The sequence below is a fragment of the Undibacterium sp. TC4M20W genome (genome assembly GCF_049340245.1).
Taxonomy (GTDB): Bacteria; Pseudomonadota; Gammaproteobacteria; order Burkholderiales; family Burkholderiaceae_D; genus Undibacterium.
Genome location: NZ_JBMPPI010000007.1, coordinates 75310 through 91796 on the forward strand (window position 1 = coordinate 75310; position 16487 = coordinate 91796).

General features: G+C 50.2%; 14 protein-coding genes. 6 read left to right on the plus strand and 8 right to left on the minus strand.

What is annotated here, in order from left to right:
• The first annotated feature begins 9 nt into the window (after nucleotides 1–9).
• The gene (bamC, locus tag ACO0LL_RS11490; RefSeq protein WP_422951003.1) at nucleotides 10–1173 is read left to right on the plus strand and encodes an outer membrane protein assembly factor BamC; all 1164 of its coding nucleotides are present in this window, start codon (nucleotides 10–12) and stop codon (nucleotides 1171–1173) included.
• Nucleotides 1174–1321: 148 nt separating this feature from the next.
• Here bamC and ACO0LL_RS11495 read toward each other — a convergent pair whose 3' ends face one another.
• Nucleotides 1322–1750 (minus strand): DUF1841 family protein, encoded by a 429-nt coding sequence (locus ACO0LL_RS11495; RefSeq protein ID WP_422951004.1) that lies wholly within the window; start codon nucleotides 1748–1750, stop codon nucleotides 1322–1324.
• 111 nt (nucleotides 1751–1861) lie between these two features.
• Here ACO0LL_RS11495 and ACO0LL_RS11500 point away from each other — a divergent pair, with 111 nt between their 5' ends.
• Nucleotides 1862–2443 (plus strand): malonic semialdehyde reductase, encoded by a 582-nt coding sequence (locus tag ACO0LL_RS11500; RefSeq protein ID WP_422951005.1) that lies wholly within the window; start codon nucleotides 1862–1864, stop codon nucleotides 2441–2443.
• Nucleotides 2444–2512: 69 nt separating this feature from the next.
• On the opposite strand, the gene nth is transcribed toward ACO0LL_RS11500, so the two are convergent.
• From nth to ACO0LL_RS11515, 3 genes are all read right to left on the minus strand, one after another.
• Nucleotides 2513–3160, minus strand: a complete 648-nt coding sequence (nth, locus tag ACO0LL_RS11505; protein WP_422951006.1) for an endonuclease III — start codon at nucleotides 3158–3160, stop codon at nucleotides 2513–2515.
• Complete coding sequence (gene rsxB / locus ACO0LL_RS11510; RefSeq protein WP_422951007.1) at nucleotides 3157–3861, minus strand: electron transport complex subunit RsxB; 705 nt, start codon at nucleotides 3859–3861, stop codon at nucleotides 3157–3159. Before rsxB ends, nth begins: the two co-directional genes overlap by 4 nt.
• Before the next feature lie 113 nt (nucleotides 3862–3974).
• A complete protein-coding gene (locus ACO0LL_RS11515) occupies nucleotides 3975–5210 on the minus strand; it encodes a polyhydroxyalkanoate depolymerase (RefSeq protein WP_422951008.1) in 1236 nt (411 codons plus the stop codon).
• A 520-nt stretch (nucleotides 5211–5730) separates the two neighbouring features.
• On the opposite strand from ACO0LL_RS11515, the gene ACO0LL_RS11520 reads away from it, so the two are divergent.
• Together ACO0LL_RS11520 and ACO0LL_RS11525 are read left to right on the plus strand one after the other, a co-directional pair.
• A complete protein-coding gene (locus ACO0LL_RS11520) occupies nucleotides 5731–10023 on the plus strand; it encodes a response regulator (RefSeq protein ID WP_422951009.1) in 4293 nt (1430 codons plus the stop codon).
• Nucleotides 10024–10094: 71 nt separating this feature from the next.
• A complete protein-coding gene (locus ACO0LL_RS11525; RefSeq protein ID WP_422951010.1) occupies nucleotides 10095–11219 on the plus strand; it encodes a response regulator in 1125 nt (374 codons plus the stop codon).
• Nucleotides 11220–11322: 103 nt separating this feature from the next.
• Here ACO0LL_RS11525 and ACO0LL_RS11530 read toward each other — a convergent pair whose 3' ends face one another.
• Nucleotides 11323–12393, minus strand: a complete 1071-nt coding sequence (locus ACO0LL_RS11530) for an NAD(P)/FAD-dependent oxidoreductase (RefSeq protein ID WP_422951011.1) — start codon at nucleotides 12391–12393, stop codon at nucleotides 11323–11325.
• A gap of 84 nt (nucleotides 12394–12477) precedes the next feature.
• On the minus strand, nucleotides 12478–12801 hold the full coding sequence (gene fdxA, locus ACO0LL_RS11535; protein ID WP_186951675.1) for a ferredoxin FdxA: 324 nt from the start codon (nucleotides 12799–12801) through the stop codon (nucleotides 12478–12480).
• A gap of 407 nt (nucleotides 12802–13208) precedes the next feature.
• Between fdxA and ACO0LL_RS11540 the strand changes: the two genes are divergently transcribed.
• On the plus strand, nucleotides 13209–14180 hold the full coding sequence (locus tag ACO0LL_RS11540; protein WP_422951012.1) for a 2-hydroxyacid dehydrogenase: 972 nt from the start codon (nucleotides 13209–13211) through the stop codon (nucleotides 14178–14180).
• 37 nt (nucleotides 14181–14217) lie between these two features.
• Here the strand turns inward: ACO0LL_RS11540 and ACO0LL_RS11545 are convergent, their stop codons facing one another.
• Both ACO0LL_RS11545 and ACO0LL_RS11550 read right to left on the minus strand, forming a co-directional pair.
• Nucleotides 14218–14472 carry an acyl-CoA-binding protein gene (locus tag ACO0LL_RS11545; protein ID WP_422951013.1) on the minus strand — a complete coding sequence of 85 codons (255 nt, stop codon included), beginning with the start codon at nucleotides 14470–14472 and terminating at the stop codon, nucleotides 14218–14220.
• A 100-nt stretch (nucleotides 14473–14572) separates the two neighbouring features.
• Complete coding sequence (locus ACO0LL_RS11550; protein ID WP_422951014.1) at nucleotides 14573–15277, minus strand: UPF0149 family protein; 705 nt, start codon at nucleotides 15275–15277, stop codon at nucleotides 14573–14575.
• Between the two features lie 75 nt (nucleotides 15278–15352).
• Here ACO0LL_RS11550 and ACO0LL_RS11555 point away from each other — a divergent pair, with 75 nt between their 5' ends.
• Nucleotides 15353–16396, plus strand: coding sequence for a serine/threonine protein kinase (locus tag ACO0LL_RS11555; RefSeq protein ID WP_422951015.1), 1044 nt, complete (start codon nucleotides 15353–15355; stop codon nucleotides 16394–16396).
• Nucleotides 16397–16487: the final 91 nt, after the last annotated feature.

Genomic DNA, 16487 nt, shown 5'->3' on the forward strand with positions numbered 1-16487 from the left:
GACTTTCACATGGCAAAAAGCTTTGTTGCTAAAAACGGCATCATAGGCGCGCTGGCGCTGGCAGGTTTGACTGGCTGTAGTTCGATCGGCAATATCCTCGAACCTAACAAGATCGACTATAGAAGTGCCAGTAAGGCAACGACTGCATCCCTGGAGGTGCCACCAGATTTGACGCAAATTCGACGCGATAGTCGTTTTTCCATTCCTGAAGCAAACAAAAGCAGTGCTACAGCATCCAGCTACAACCTGGAAAAAGGAAATAAAGTCGCCACTAACTCTGGCGTAGTTGCAGTCAAGCAAGTGCAGAGCATGCGTATAGAACGCAATGGCAATGCCCGCTGGCTGGTCGTTAAAGACACGCCTGAAGCCCTGTGGCCACAATTGAAAGACTTTTGGCAGGAACTGGGTTTCCTGATCAATGTGGAAAACCAGGAAGCTGGCGTCATGGAAACTGATTGGGCAGAGAACCGCGCCAAGATTCCTCAGGATATTATCCGCAGTACCCTGGGTAAAGTGCTTGATTCTCTGTACTCCACGGGTGAGCGTGATAAATTCCGTACCCGCATTGAGCGTAGTGCTAATGGCGAAGTAGAGATCTATATCAGCCATCGCGGCGCACAAGAGGTACTGGTTGGTGCGCAAAAAGATGGCACGGTATGGACACCTCGTGCTGCTGATCCTGGCCTGGAAGCTGAATTCCTGTCACGCCTGATGGTACGTCTGGGTTCTGATGGTGAAAAAGCCAAAACTGCTGTGGCATCACCTGCTGCAACAGGCAAGCCGCACTCTCAATTGCTGAAGGTTGATGGCAAAACTTTTGTTGAAGTGGATGAGGCCTTTGACCGTTCATGGCGCAGGGTAGGTCTGGCGCTGGACCGCATAGGCTTTACAGTGGAAGACCGTGACCGTTCCCAGGGCTTGTACTTTGTCCGTTATGTTGATCAGGACATCGATGCCAAGACTAAAGGCGCCAGCGAAGGCTTCTTCTCACGTCTGTTCTCGTTTGGTTCATCCAGCGATGCAGCCAAGAATGCGCAGAAATACCGCATTCTGGTCAAGAACACGACGACTGGCGAAACCAGCCAGGTATCCGTACATGGCAGCGATGGCAAGGTGGAATCTTCGCCAGTGGCAGACAAGATTCTGCAACTCTTGAACGATCAGCTGAAATAATCGTTGGTTACGTAAAAAAAGCGAGGCTGAGCCTCGCTTTTTTGCTTTGTGCCGACAGAATCTAAAGTGCCTGTGAGCGGCGTGGTGGACGGCTTAGTGCGTTCGTTCGATTAATCGTAAATGAATTTGCGTGCAGTAGGTAAATAGCTTAACTGCAACGCATCTTCAGCGATTCTATATACGCCTGGCCATCTGGTGGCAAGCCTGTCCTTTGTGAGTTCCATATCATTTCCCCCAGACATTCCATGATTTCATGGTGCGCTTCATGTTCAGACTGATGTTTTCTGGCCAGTATCTGAAACGCCTGTTTGATGCCGGGTGGCTGATCAACCGAGATTTGCTCGGCTATCGATAAGTGCATGGACAAGTGCAGAAATGGATTGGTCTGGCCCTGATCCACACTGTAATTGGCTTCAAGGGCTTGTTCTATATCTGCAAGTTCATTGTCGTATTCAGGATGCTGTCTGATCCAGTCGGAGGCAATGATTTCTATTGGTGTCAGTATCAGGTTTTCGCGGGTTTTTCTAAAGGTTTCACAAAAAAAACGGCGTACATCGTGCTGGCTAGGGGTGAACATGGCTGGTCCAAATTAAAAAGTGCGCCTATTGTAAAAGGTATTTTCTTTTGCTGCCCTGAAGCTTTTGACGACTTGAGTTATTATCCTCCGATTATTTGAAAGGAATACTCCATGTTATCCAAAGACGCTCTCGACACCTTGTTTACCAATGCACGTACCCACAATGCCTGGCTGGACAAGCCGGTTACTGATGTGCAGTTGCAAGAAATATATGATTTGATGAAATGGGGCTCTACTTCTGCCAATTGTTCTCCTGCTCGCATAGTATTTGTCAGGTCCGAAGCTGAAAAACAAAAATTGCTGGGTTGTGTTTCCCAGGGTAATTTTGAAAAAACCAAAACAGCACCGGTGACTGCCATCATCGGCATGGATATGGAGTTTTTTGAAAAGCTGCCGCAATTATTCCCGCATGCAGATGCGCGCTCATGGTTCGTTGGCAACCAGGCCAATATCGATGCAACGGCTTTCCGTAACTCATCGCTGCAAGGGGCTTACTTCATGCTCGCCGCACGCGCTGTGGGCCTGGATTGCGGCCCTATGTCGGGTTTTGATGCAGACAAGCTCAATGCTGCCTTTTTTGCTGGCACGACGGTTAAAGTCAATTTCATCTGCAATCTCGGTTATGGCGATGCACAGCAATTGTTCCCACGTTCCCCGCGTCTGAGTTTTGATGAGGCGTGCAAGATAGTCTGAATCTTTTGACGCTCTGTTAAAGAACAAAAGCCTGCAAAAATGCAGGCTTTTGTTTTTTTTACGTGTTTTTTAAACTGAATCCGGCAAGGGCGTTTTTTGCTTGAATTCACATAAGTCGGCAATCATGCAGTTCCAGCACTTGGGTTTTCTGGCAATGCAGGTGTAACGGCCATGCAGTATCAGCCAGTGATGCGCATCTTGCTTGAATTCTGCCGGCACAAATTTCATGAGCTTTTGCTCAACGATATCGACATTCTTGCCCGGCGCTATGCCAGTGCGGTTCGATACCCGGAAGATATGCGTATCCACCGCGATAGTCGGTTCGCCAAAGGCGGTATTCATGACGACATTGGCAGTTTTCCTGCCTACGCCGGGTAATGCTTCCAGTGCTTCGCGCTGACGCGGTACTTCACCACAATGCTCAGCCATGAGGAGGCGGCAAGTCTCGATCACATTTTTTGCCTTGGTGCGGAACAGACCTATGGTTTGTATGTAGGGAATCAGGCCATCAACGCCCAGTGCATGTATTTTCTTGGGTGTATTCGCGACTGGATAAAGTAATCGGGTAGCTTTATTGACTGACACATCCGTGGCCTGTGCCGAGAGCAGCACTGCTATCAGTAATTCGAAAGGCGTGGTGTATTCAAGCTCTGTAGTCGGATGTGGATTTTGTTCTCGCAAGCGTTCAAAAATGGCCTGGCGTTTTGCTGCATTCATTGCTTGTCACCTTTTGCTGAGTCTTCTTGTGTTTGCAGTTTCTTGATGCGCGCTCTTTCTATGGCTGCCGCAATGATGGCTTTCTTGCGTTCCTTGCTGGCAGCTTCTTCTGCGTTAAGTGCCGGCTCTGCTTCCAGTGCGACGAGTTTGGCCGCCGCCTTGGCCGCCAGTCGCTCATCATTCTCCTGTTTTTCGCGTATCAGGCGCTGATTGCGCAAAGTATAGAGTTGACGTGATTTATCCGCTTGAGTCTGGCTCCAGGCATCCCAGCCAGTTTGCCCTGTCGTGACAGGCAGCATGCTGATGCAATCGACAGGGCAGGGGGCAACACAGAGGTCACAGCCTGTGCATAGCTCGCTGATGATGCTGTGCATTTGCTTGGGTGCACCGATAATCGCATCGACCGGGCAGGCTTGTATGCACAGGGTGCAGCCTATGCAATAGGCTTCTTCTATCTTTGCTACCGGTCTTTCGCGCTCAAGCCCGTGACTGATGTCCAGTGGAATAACAGTCTTGCCGAGTATGCCGGCAAGACGCACTACACCTTCCTGCCCACCGGGCGGGCATTGATTGTAGTTGGCCGTACCATTGGCAATTGCTTCGGCATAAGGACGGCAAGCGGGGTAGCCGCACTTGGTGCACTGGGTTTGCGGCAAGGCGTTTTCAAGCTGATCTGCTAGAGATTCTGACACGGTGATCATAAAAGACAATGGAGAGCCGTGATTATCCCCCTAAATATCAACAGCCACAAACAAAAAAGCCACGAGGCCTTGAGCGTCGTGGCTTTTGTTGGAGCTGAATTGATCTGTATGGATCAGGAGTGCTGCTTGATGAATTCGCCGATTTTTGGGCAAATGATATCGCGCCAGCGACGGCCAGAGAAAATGCCGTAATGGCCGGCACCCGGTGCCACATAATCCTGCTTCATATTGGCAGGGATGCCGCTACACAGATCATGGGCTGCCTGGGTCTGGCCAGGGCCAGAGATGTCATCGAGTTCGCCTTCTACGGTGAACAGGGCAACATTCTTGATATCTTGCGGCCTGACCAGCTTGCCTTCAACTTCCCAGGTGCCGGTTGGCAGGCGGAATTCCTGGAATACGGACTTGATGGTTTCCAGATAGTACTCAGCCGGCATGTCCAGTACTGCATTGTATTCATCATAGAATTTACGATGCTGCTCTGCGGACTCATCATCACCCTGTATCAAGTGCTGGTAAAAGTCCCAATGGCTTTGCGCATGACGGTCAGGGTTCATGGCAACGAAGCCGGTGTGCTGCAAGAAGCCTGGATAGACCTTGCGGCCATAGCCTAGATAATTTGCCGGCACACTGTAGATCACGGTATTTTCAAACCACGAGAATTTCTTTTCCGTTGCCAGGTTGTTGACTTGTGTTGGCGATTTGCGTGGATCTATCGGACCACCCATGAGCGTCATGGTCTTGGGCAGCAAAGGATCTTTGGCTGTCGCCATCAGGGAAATCGCCGCCAGCACCGGTACAGTCGGTTGGCACACGGAAATCACATGTGTGTCTGCACCCAGGAAATGGATAAAATCCTGAACGTAATAAATATAATCATGCAGGTGGAAAGGGCCGGCAGACAAAGGCACCATGCGAGCATCTGTCCAGTCGGTGATGTACACATCATGCTTGGGCAACAAGCCGCGCACGGTATCGCGCAGCAAGGTGGCATGGTGGCCAGACAGAGGGGCGACCAGCAATACTTTGGGCTGGTTCAGTTTTGTCAGCTCTTTATCACTCAAGACTTTTTTGAAATGCAGCAATTTGCAGAAAGGCTTGATGACAGCCGTGCTTTGCGCAATTTCTACTTCCTGCTTGTCTATGGTGGTAGAGGTAATGCCAAATTCTGGTTTTTCGTAATCTTTGCCCAGGCGGAACAGCAGTTCATAGCCTGCAGCGATGCGTTGCGAATAAGGTGTGTGCGCAAGGGGGGAAACTGGATTGGTGAACAGTTTTGAAGATGCTTCTGCCCATTGAGTCAGGGGATTCAGAAAGGCGCGATTGAGCTCATGAAATTGATAAAGCATAGTGAATCTTTCAAATAGGGGGCCACGCATTCACTCGGTCAAAACAGGATGGCCGGGACCAAATGACACAGGGCGAAACAAGCTTAGAAAAAACACTTAATCAAACTGTTGCGAACTGCTGCAATGCATCATAAACCAGTTTTAAAAATTTTTGGCTGAGCAAAAGACTTGCGCAACTCGTTGGTGTGAATTAATGTTAAATTATTGATTTATATGCAATGATTTCTTGTGGAAATGTTGAAATTTAAGTTATTTTTCAAGAATTCGCTGTTTCGCGCTGTTTTGTGCCGTTTCGTTTACTGTCGCAAAACGTAAAAAGACCTGTTTCGCGTATTTATTCAGGTAAAAGACACAGTTTCAGGCAATGTTCATCCATTGGCAGGTCACTCGCATTAATATTGCGGTATGTGCAGTGCCTGATACAAGGATTATGAATTTGAGCCGGTGCTTGAGTGTGGATATGGCTCAGGTTCAATTAGATTTTTCATCGCATCATTTCTTTTCTGAAGAGCCGAGCAGAATGAGTAAAGATAGTTCTCTAGCAGAAATCCACTGGCGCGAGCTTTGTCTCGATGCCTTGGACTTGATGCGCGATAACCCGGCGGATGGCCGCAAGGTGGCCGTCGCCATGCGTCTGCAAGATGCCGTTAAAGCCAACCCCACTGCCTTGATCGCTGCGGATCTGATCGACGCTTTTGCTGATTATTTTGATGATCACATGGAGCAGGCGGCCCCCGTATTTGACCGCGCAGCAACGCTGTTTGAATCAGTGGATGAGCATGAGGGCATGGCATTTGCCCTGTTTGGCACTGTTGCAGTCTGGCGTCGCCGTGGCAAGGTGCAAGATGCCTATGCGCTTTGCCATTCACGCATCGTGCCGGCTTTGCGCATGAAGGTCAGCCGCATTTCTGTCGTTGTCTATAACACTCTCGGTATTTTGTCTCAGGAGTTGGGATATACCGAAGAAGCCATACGGCATTTTTACACTGCGTTGAATGACGCCCGTGCACTGCAAATCCCCAACCGTGTGGCACAGGTAACTGCCAACCTGGGGGAGATTTTTTACGTCAGCGGTAATGCGGAAGATGCAGAGGTCTTATTGCAAGAAGCAAGGGATATCGCTGTCAACTCCAGCGAGCGCTGGCTGGCACCTTTTGTGTCGACCATGCTGGCTTTGTGCAAAGTATCGCTGGACAAATATGAAGAAGCCTATCAGGCCATTGCTTCATATATTGGCGGTATCAAGAGCGGCGAAAATTCTGATAATTCCAGCAGGGCATTTTGCCTCTCGGTAGCTGCCTATACACTGGCCATGCGTGGGCAGGTGGATGAGGCAGATAAACTCAGTGATGCAGCAATGAAGTTGCTGGACAGTTTTGAAGACAAGCATTTGAAGCCGTATAGCTGGTGGGTCAGCGGTCATTTGCACCGCATTCATAAGCGTTATCCAGAAGCCATCCGTGACTTGCGCCGCGGGGTTGATGAAGTCGGCGGCAATGGGTATATCTATATGCCCTTGAGGGCCCTCAAGGAATTGTCCGAGATATTTACCGAAATGGGAGAGTGGAAAGAAGCTTATCACGAGCAAAAGCGCTACCTTGACCTGTTTGCCAAGGCACAGGGCCTGGCTACCCGTGTGCACGTCCAAACCCTGCACATCAGGAACGAATTAAAAGAAGCGGAGTTAGCACGCCGCATGGCCGAGCGCGCCATGGTTGAGCGCCGCCAGCTCGAAGATGAACTCAAACGCATACTGGCTGAACGTGAAACTATTTTGGAAAACTCCATCGTCGGCATGGTTTTCTTGAATAACCAGGGTCGGGTGCAATGGGTTAACACTCCCTTGTGCCAAATATTTGGGGTAGAGCGCGATAATGTCCTGGGTGCTTCGCTGGAACCCTTCTATGAGTCGCGAGAGGCGTATCTGGAATCAGGTGCCCTGGTCAATGAGTCCGTTCTGAAGGGTGTTGCTTTCGAGACTGAATTGAAAATGCGGCGTAGTGATGGCACCGTTTTTTGGGTGCATTTTTCTGGCCGTGCGGTGGATAAAACCAACCTGAACCATGGCACAGTCTGGGTGGTCATGGATATTTCTGCCCGTCGTCAGCTAGAAGAAGACTTGAGCAAGTCCGAGCAGCACTACCGGCAACTCATCAATAACGTGACTGAAGGAATACTGGTTGTACAGGATGGGCGCATCGTTTTTGCCAATCCGCGCGTGCAGAGTCTGACCGGGTACAAGGCTGACGAACTGGCACAGATGTCTTTTATCACCGCCATCTATCCCGACGACAGGCCCATGGTGATTGATCATCATACGCGCCGCCTGCGTGGTGAAGACGTTGAACAGTACTATCATTTTCGCATAGAAAATAACCAAAGCCGTTCCATCATCTGGGTGGAATTATCTGCCGTCATGATAGATTGGGAAGGGCGCCCGGCGACCCTGTCTTTTGTCTCGGATATCACGCAGAGAAAGCTGCTTGAATCCCAGCTCAAGGAAAGCATGGCTGAACAGATACGCCTGCAGACCCTGCAAATGCAAAATGAATTAAAAGAATCCGAAATGGCGCGCCGTCATGCAGAAGAGACGACGGAAGCCAAATCCATGTTTCTGGCCAATATGAGTCATGAAATCCGCACGCCGATGAATGCCATCATCGGTATGGCACATCTGGCTTTAAGAACGGAACTCAATCCCAAGCAAAAAGATTACGTAGATAAAATCCACAAGGCAGGTATTTCTTTGCTGGGCATCATCAATGACATCCTGGATTTCTCCAAAATAGAAGCAGGCAAGCTCAATATCGAACAGGTTGATTTTAATCTCGACGATGTGCTCAATAATATCTCTGCGGTAACGACTGACAAGGCTGACGAAAAAGGACTGGAATTCCTGTTCCGTGCGCCACCAGACATTCCTCGTTATCTCAATGGCGACCCTTTGCGGCTGGGGCAAGTCCTGATCAACCTCATCAACAATGCCATCAAATTTACCGAGAAGGGTGAGATATACGTTACTTGCCAGACACTGGAAATGGCTGGCGGCAAAGTCAAACTCAAGTTTGAGGTGCGTGATACCGGCATAGGCATGTCGGAAGAACAGTCGGAAAAATTATTCCGTCCTTTTAGCCAGGCTGATGAATCAACGACACGCAAATTTGGTGGCACAGGCTTGGGCCTGTCGATTTCCAAGGGCATGGTTGAGTTGATGGGCGGTGAGATTGCCCTGAGCAGCGAAGCAGGTTGTGGCACCTGTGTCTATTTCACGGGCTGGTTTGGTATAGCTCAGCCAGTAGTGCAGCGACAGGTGATCCCCGGTGCCATCAATGGCATGCGTTTGCTGATTGTTGACGATAACCCTGCCGCTGCCGAGATTTTGCAGGAAATACTCTCTGAGTTACCGGTCGATATTGATGTGGTGAGCAGCGGTGCGGCTGCTATGCAAGCTGTCAGGGAAAGTAATCTGAGCTATCCCTATGGCGTCGTATTCACAGACTTGCGCATGCCGGAAATGGATGGGCTGGAGCTCATTACCTACCTCAAGCGTGATGGCTCGTTGCAGCCCACACCTCTTATGGTATTGGTCAGTGCCCATGGTCGTGAAGAAGTCAGTTATCGTGACGATATCGCCTTGCCTGACGGTTTCCTGACCAAGCCTGTGAATGCCTCAACCCTGGTCGATTGTCTGGTTGAGCTGTTTTCCAGCAGCAATTACGCGATACCTGTCAGTCACGGTGTACTCGTGCCCAAATATACCGATTTGCGCGTATTGCTGGTCGAGGACAATGAAATCAATCAGCAGATTGCCCGTGAACTGATGGAGGCCGCCGGTGTTGCCGTCGATATCGCCGGCAATGGGAAAATCGCCGTCGATATGGTGAGCAAGGTCGATCCGGAATTCTACGGCGTCGTATTCATGGATGTGCAGATGCCGGAAATGGATGGGCATGAGGCAACTCGCCTGATACGTGCAGATGCCCGTTTTGATGGCTTGCCCATCGTCGCCATGACAGCGCATGCGATGGTTGAGGAGCGTGAGCTCTGCTTTGCTTCCGGCATGAATGCTCACCTTGCCAAGCCCATTAATCCCAAGGAGCTGTATCACGCTATTTCGCACTGGTGCCCGGCACATGTGACTGGCAGCAATTTTGATAATGTGCAATTACCGATACAGGACATTACTAGCAGCTTGCTGATAGAGGGAATTGATGTTGAAGAGGGCTTGAGCCGCACCCTTGGCAATCGCTCATTTTATCTGGAGCTGTTATCGCGCTTTTGCGATGATCAGCGCCATGTTGCCGAGCATATCCGCAAGGCGATGGAGGCTGGCGACAATCTGCTGGCAGAGCGTTTGGCGCATACCCTCAAGGGCGTGGCTGGTCTGATAGGCGCTAAAGCCATACAGCCTTATGCCGCAGAGCTGGAGTTGAAGCTGCATGACAATGCGACTCTGGCAGAACTGGCACCAGTGCTGGATGAATGCGCGCAAACAATGTTGGTTACTATCAATGCGATAGACCAGGTATTGGCGCAGGAAAAATCCACCAGTAAAGCAGATGCGAAAGTGCTTGATCTGGTGCCGGTGGATCATGAGCTCATGCAGGATTTACTTGTAAAATGCTGTAACTTGTTGCGCGATTACGATGGCGAAGCAGTGGACTTGCTGTTAGAGTCAGGAGAAATGATCGCCAATGCTTTTGGCGTCGATGTGCAAAAACAAATCATGCGTGCAGTCAGACAGTTTGACTACGATGTAGCCCTGAACTTATTAAGCAATAGTGCGAAAAACCTCGGTTATGAAATACTTTGATACGATGGTATCCAGTTTAATGCATGGCGTTCACAGGAATGCGGGGCAATTACTTCTTATCGGGGTGATGTATGAATGAAGTATTCGATCAAAACGCCAAGCAGGTAGTCCTGATCGTCGATGACACACCCGACAATATCTCACTTCTGTCGGGTTTGTTGAAAGACCAGTACAAAATCAAGATTGCCACCAATGGTCTGAAAGCCTTGCAAATAGCCTCCAGCCTGCCCGGACCTGACCTGATACTGCTGGATGTCATGATGCCCGAGATGGACGGCTATGAAACCTGCCGCCGCCTCAAGGCTGACCCTGCCACGGCGGATATCCCGATTATCTTTCTGACTGCGAAAAGCCAGGTGCAGGATGAAGAGATGGGCTTGCGTCTGGGAGCGGTCGATTACATCAGCAAACCTATCAGTCCGCCTATCGTGCTTGCAAGAGTGGCTACGCAATTAAATCTCGTCAGGGCGCGGCATTTATTGCAAGACCAGAACAAACACCTGGAAAGCCTGGTGCAGGACAGAACCCGCAAGCTGGGCAAGATGCAGGACGCGATTATCATGGCCATGGCATCGCTGGCTGAAACCAGGGACAACGAAACCGGCAACCACATTCGCCGTACCCAGAATTATGTCGCAGCACTGGCCCGCAAGCTGAAAAACCATCCTCGCTTTACGAATGAATTGACGGATGAAAATATAGACCTGCTGTACAAATCGGCGCCATTGCACGACATAGGCAAAGTCGGAATTCCTGATAATATTTTGCTCAAACCCGACAAACTGACTTCAGAAGAATTTGAAGTCATGAAGCTGCATACTGTGTACGGGCGTGAAACCATTATCTCAGTAGAAAAATACCTGGGTGAAAGTAATGAATTTTTGCGCTTCGCCCGAGAAATCACGTATTCGCATCAAGAGAAATGGGATGGTTCAGGTTATCCAGAGAATCTGGCAGGTGACGCCATACCGCTCTCTGCGCGCCTGATGGCGATTGCCGACGTATATGATGCCCTGATCTCGCGGCGCGTCTATAAGCCTGCATTTTCGCATGAAGAGGCCATCGGCATCATGCGCAAGGGGCATGGGACGCATTTTGACCCTGATATCCTCGATGCCTTCCTGCAAATCACGGACGAGTTCAATCAGATTGCCAATCAGTTCAAGGAATCGGATTCTCACATGCCAGCAAATTGAGAAATTGGACGGCTGTGATTCTATAGCCCTGGAAAAGCCAGGGTTCATAAACAAAAAAGCGCAAAGAAAATCTTTGCGCTTTTTTGTTTGGGTGGTTCTCGGATTAGTCGAAAACCGGTGTTTCCACACCCAGGATTTTGTGCAACTTTGGCGATGTGGTGGTGTATTGCATGTGGATTTTCTTGTCAGGGAAAATATACGGTGCAGCACCAAACGCAGCCAGCGCAGCTTCATGGAAGCCGGACAGGATGAGCTTTTTCTTGCCTGGGTAGGTATTGATATCACCTACGGCAAAAATGCCAGGCACATTGGTTTCAAACTTCTCGGTATTGACGACTTTCAACTGCTTGCGTTCTATGTCCAGGCCCCATTCGGCGATAGGGCCGAGTTTTGGTGACAGACCAAAGAAGACCAGCAAAGTATCCAGTGGCATGCGACGGGTAACGCCGTCAGCACCAGTGACCTTGATTTCAGACAGTACATCGTCTTTGGTTTCTATGCCTGTGACCTGGCCTATGGTCAGTTGCATTTCATAGTTGTCGCAGAGTTCTTTCATCTTGGCGACAGAAGCCGGTGCAGCGCGGAAGTCTTCACGGCGGTGCAATACCACCACGGATTCAGCCTTGCCAACCAGGTTCAGTGCCCAGTCCAGCGCAGAGTCGCCACCACCGCAGATCACCAGGTTTTTACCATGGAACTGGCTAGGATCTTTGACGCGGTAAAAGACCTGTTTGTTTTCAAACGCTTCTATACCTTCGACTTTCAAAGTGCGTGGCTGGAAGGAGCCAACACCGGCAGCGATGAAAATGGTTTTGGTGATGAAGCGTGTGCCTGTCGATGTTTCCAGGTCAAAGCGGCCATCTTCACGGCGCTCAACCAGGGTCACTTCCTGGCCCAGATGGAAGGTCGGTTCAAACGGTTCGATTTGCTTCAACAGATTGTCTGTCAATTCCTGACCTGTGCAGACCGGCACAGCAGGGATGTCATAGATAGGTTTGTCTGGGTACAGTTCTACGCATTGGCCGCCGACAACTGCCAGAGAGTCAATAACGTGTGCTTTGATTTCGAGTAAGCCGAGTTCAAATACCTGGAACAGGCCAACTGGGCCCGCACCGATGATGACGGCATCTGCTTCAATAGCGGCGTTGGCCGCGGTAGTTTGTTTATTTTCCATACGACGAGATGATTCCTGATATTGCGGATTTGTTTGAGCCGATTAAGCAAAGCCCATATTGCTGCCCCTGATACTTATAGATACTTATTTGTCCAGATATTGCAATTTATCTTTGACGTCTTTCCAGTCGTCAGCGTCTGGCAAGGGAGCAACTGTCTTGGTAATCGACGGCCATTTGCGGGTCAGGTCGGCATTGATCTTGATAAACTGCTGCTGATCTGCAGGCACATCTTCTTCAGCAAAAATGGCGTTAGCCGGGCACTCTGCAACGCACACGGCGCAATCGATGCATTCGTCTGGATCAATGATCAGGAAATTCGGGCCAGCACGGAAGCAGTCCACCGGGCACACATCCACGCAATCGGTATAGCGGCAGCGGATGCAGGATTCGGTCACAACGTGGGTCATAACAGTCCAATCTAAACTAAAAATTCGGGATTTAGGCGCAGTCTGGGCGCAAAAACAGGCTCAGGGCTGCAAAGCCTTGTATTTTAAGGCAATTTAGCAGTTCTCACAAATCAGGCTTATATAGTTTGCGCATAAGCAAATACAGGCGAATCAAGGTGCTTTGCTCCTGAAGGCTGCCTGAAGTGAATAATTGTAAGCCACTTGTCAATGAACTGGCTTGATTTGCATCACTTGCATGAATTTTCTTGCAGCAATGATAGCCAGGATGAAAGTTGTTGAACTGCTATAGGGGTGCAGGAAAATTCGGCATAGAAACGGTATCATGCAGCATCCGCCCTGTTCATCATCAGATGGATGGGCATTTGAAGTATTTGCTAATTTACATATCATTTTAATTAAGGCCAGACATGAAGCCTGCAATCCTGGTAACACGCGCCATTTTTCCTGAAGTCCTGACTAAGCTGGAACAGTATTTTGAAGTCGAGTCGAATCAGGACGATATTATTTTTTCACCCACAGAACTCGCTGCCAGACTCAAGGACAAGGCCGGTACTCTGGCGACAGCCAGTGCCAGAATCAATGCCGAGCTGTTGCAGCAAGTGCCGGGCTTGAAAATGATCGCCAGCATGGCAGTTGGCTATGACAATATTGATGTGCCGGCATGTACGGCGCACGGTGTCATGGCCAGCAACACGCCAGAGGTCTTGAATGAAACCACGGCCGATTTTGGTTGGGCCCTGCTGATGGCGACGGCCAGGCGGGTAACGGAGTCTGAACACTGGCTGCGCGCGGGCCACTGGACTAAATGGCGCTTCGATTCTTTCCTGGGGGCAGATGTGCATGGTGCTACTCTGGGTATTATCGGCATGGGCAGGATAGGGCAGGCCATAGCGAGGCGTTCTACAGGTTTTGATATGAAGGTTGTGTATCACAACCGCTCACGCCTCAGTGCTGAACAGGAAGCCTATGCGAATAACGCGCAATACGTCAGCAAAGAAGAGTTACTGCAGCAAGCTGATCATGTCGTGCTGGTACTGCCTTACTCAGCCGCCTCGCATCACACCATAGGCGCGACAGAATTGAAGATGATGAAGCCGGGTGCAACCCTGGTGAATCTGGCACGCGGTGGTATCGTAGATGACCAGGCACTGATTGCGGCCTTGCGTGAAAAGCAGATTGCAGCAGCAGGTTTGGATGTGTTTGAGAATGAGCCCAAATTCCATCCAGACTTTTTAAGCTTGAGCAATGTCGTACTGACACCGCATATCGCCAGTGCCTCAGAAGCAACCCGGCGGGCAATGGCAAACCGTGCGGCAGATAATCTGATTGCCGGTCTGACTGAGGGCAAGCCCAGAGATTGGCTCAACCCTCCAGCTTAAGATGGCAACTTAATGGTAGTGACTTAATGAAGGCGACTTAATCCTTGAGTGAAGTGATCAGATCTACATATTGCTGCATTGCTGCTTCCTGTGTTGTGCCTTTCAGGCCAGCCCAGGCATCAAACTTGGCGCGGCCGACAAAGTCGGTCATGCCAGGACGGTCACCGGTGGCATCGCCAGTACTACCTTGTTTGAACAGGCCATAAATCTTGAGCAAAGTCATATTGTCCGGACGCTCGGACAGGTTTTTGGAATCGGCTTGTGCCTGAGTGAATTGTTCTTGCAAGCTCATGGGAGTCTCCAGCATGTTATTAAGAAGCGCAAAAATAGCATGAAGACATGCAGGCAGGGCAGTTTTGCGCTAGAGGTTTCCCTCCAGCGCAAGATTGCAATTAGTGCAGGGTGGTAGGCTCAGCGCCGCAGCAGACTTTATATTTTTTACCGCTGCCGCAAGGACATGGGTCGTTTCTGCCTACCTTGGGCGTTTCACGTTTGACGGTAGTGACGCCAGATTTGCGTAAAGGTGCCCAGAAACGGCGTATGGTAGGGATGGAGGCTTCCAACGTCAGTGCCAGCTCATGGCATTTTTCTGGCGTATCGACAAATTTCAATTCATCTTCTTCTATTTCTTCTGCGCCCAGCAGGTAAATCGGTTGCAGCAATGGGCCTATTTCTTCCGATTCCCAGGCGGCTTCCCAGGCTTCTTCGCGCAATTGCATGCCTTCCCAAAAGCCCCAGGCCCAGGTTTCGCCATCGATCAATTCATTGCCATTTTGCTCCATGACGCAAAACAGGGGCTCATATTCCTGTGGTGCGACTTCAAAGGTAATCTGTATTTCATTCATGAAGCGGGCTACCAGACCTGTCACGCGCTGCATTTCCTTTTCGTTCTTGAACTTGGGTTCGCCCTGGTCGGGCAAGCCCCATACCAGTGGCAACCATTCAGCCATAGGGATGATTTCTGGCCCCAGGGCAATGGCGGTCAGGTAGCCGTGCAGGGCATCCATGGTCATGCCATCGTCGCCGACTTTGTCCGACATCAGGAATTTGTCGAGTTCATTGAATTCTTTGTCGCTTAGTGGTTCGTCGAGATGCATGTCGTGACTCTTGAAAAGATAAGTATGAAAATACCGGAAGTTTAGCGCTTTGTGTGCTGGCTGCACAGGAGTTTTATGTCGAATCTACTGGCAGCCACGTACAATAGCGGGATGACAGATTTTACTCCCCCAGATTCTTTCGCCGGGCTGACGCCCGAATTAGTCCTTGATGCTGTTGAAAGCAGTGGCTTGCGCAGTGATGGCCGCATGCTGGCCCTGAACAGCTATGAAAACCGTGTTTATCAGATAGGCATAGAAGACGCCTCGCCGGTTATTGCCAAGTTTTACCGGCCCTTGCGATGGTCAGATGCAGCAATACAGGAAGAACATGATTTCGTGCGCGAATTGCAGGCGCAGGAAATTCCTGTGCTGGCCGCTTTGCAGACTGAGGAGGGCAATAGTCTGCGGCATTATCAGGGCTTCCGTTTTTCCCTGTTCAAGCGTCAGAGTGGCCGCGCACCTGAAACCGGTGATCCTGCCACACTGGAGTGGCTGGGGCGTTTCATAGGGCGCATACATGCCGTTGGTGCTACCGCCAGCTATGCAAGCAGGCCAGCGCTTGACCTGCAAAGCTTTGGCGTCTTGCCGCGTACCTGGTTGCTTGAACATGATTTCATCCCGCCTGATTTGCTCGCAGCATATACCAGCGTCAGCCAGCAGGCTCTGGATGGTATCCGGGCTTGCTACGACCGGGCAGGTGAGGTGCAGCAACTGCGCCTGCATGGCGATTGCCACATGGGAAATGTCTTATGGCTGGAGTCAGGTCCAGAGGCCGGACCTCACTTTGTTGATTTTGATGATAGCCGTATGGGCCCAGGCATACAGGACTTATGGATGCTGCTATCCGGCGACCGTAGTGAAATGCAAAGTCAGTTGACCGATATCCTGGTGGGTTACGAAGATTTCTTTGAGTTCGAGCCGCGTCAGCTGTATTTGATAGAAGCCCTGAGAACTTTGAGGTTGATCCACTATTCAGCCTGGCTGGCGCAGCGCTGGAGCGATCCTGCTTTTCCTGCAGCTTTCCCATGGTTCAACAGCCAGCGTTACTGGCAAGACCGCATACTTGAACTGCGCGAGCAAGTTGCCCTGATGGATGAGGCCCCGTTGTGGCAAATTTAATACTCTTTTTGCCATGTTTTGATCAAATTGCTAATAAGTTGGGCCTTACTGTAAAATCCCGCCAATTTTTAAACTATGATGGAAATGCACC

Excerpts from the sequence above, each read along its gene's own strand:
- bamC (WP_422951003.1), top strand. The coding sequence starts at position 10 with ATGGCAAAAAGCTTTGTTGCTAAAAACGGCATCATAGGCGCGCTGGCG.
- ACO0LL_RS11495 (WP_422951004.1), bottom strand. The coding sequence starts at position 1,750 with ATGTTCACCCCTAGCCAGCACGATGTACGCCGTTTTTTTTGTGAAACC.
- ACO0LL_RS11500 (WP_422951005.1), top strand. The coding sequence starts at position 1,862 with ATGTTATCCAAAGACGCTCTCGACACCTTGTTTACCAATGCACGTACC.
- nth (WP_422951006.1), bottom strand. The coding sequence starts at position 3,160 with ATGAATGCAGCAAAACGCCAGGCCATTTTTGAACGCTTGCGAGAACAA.
- rsxB (WP_422951007.1), bottom strand. The coding sequence starts at position 3,861 with ATGATCACCGTGTCAGAATCTCTAGCAGATCAGCTTGAAAACGCCTTG.
- ACO0LL_RS11515 (WP_422951008.1), bottom strand. The coding sequence starts at position 5,210 with ATGCTTTATCAATTTCATGAGCTCAATCGCGCCTTTCTGAATCCCCTG.
- ACO0LL_RS11520 (WP_422951009.1), top strand. The coding sequence starts at position 5,731 with ATGAGTAAAGATAGTTCTCTAGCAGAAATCCACTGGCGCGAGCTTTGT.
- ACO0LL_RS11525 (WP_422951010.1), top strand. The coding sequence starts at position 10,095 with ATGAATGAAGTATTCGATCAAAACGCCAAGCAGGTAGTCCTGATCGTC.
- ACO0LL_RS11530 (WP_422951011.1), bottom strand. The coding sequence starts at position 12,393 with ATGGAAAATAAACAAACTACCGCGGCCAACGCCGCTATTGAAGCAGAT.
- fdxA (WP_186951675.1), bottom strand. The coding sequence starts at position 12,801 with ATGACCCACGTTGTGACCGAATCCTGCATCCGCTGCCGCTATACCGAT.
- ACO0LL_RS11540 (WP_422951012.1), top strand. The coding sequence starts at position 13,209 with ATGAAGCCTGCAATCCTGGTAACACGCGCCATTTTTCCTGAAGTCCTG.
- ACO0LL_RS11545 (WP_422951013.1), bottom strand. The coding sequence starts at position 14,472 with ATGAGCTTGCAAGAACAATTCACTCAGGCACAAGCCGATTCCAAAAAC.
- ACO0LL_RS11550 (WP_422951014.1), bottom strand. The coding sequence starts at position 15,277 with ATGCATCTCGACGAACCACTAAGCGACAAAGAATTCAATGAACTCGAC.
- ACO0LL_RS11555 (WP_422951015.1), top strand. The coding sequence starts at position 15,353 with ATGTCGAATCTACTGGCAGCCACGTACAATAGCGGGATGACAGATTTT.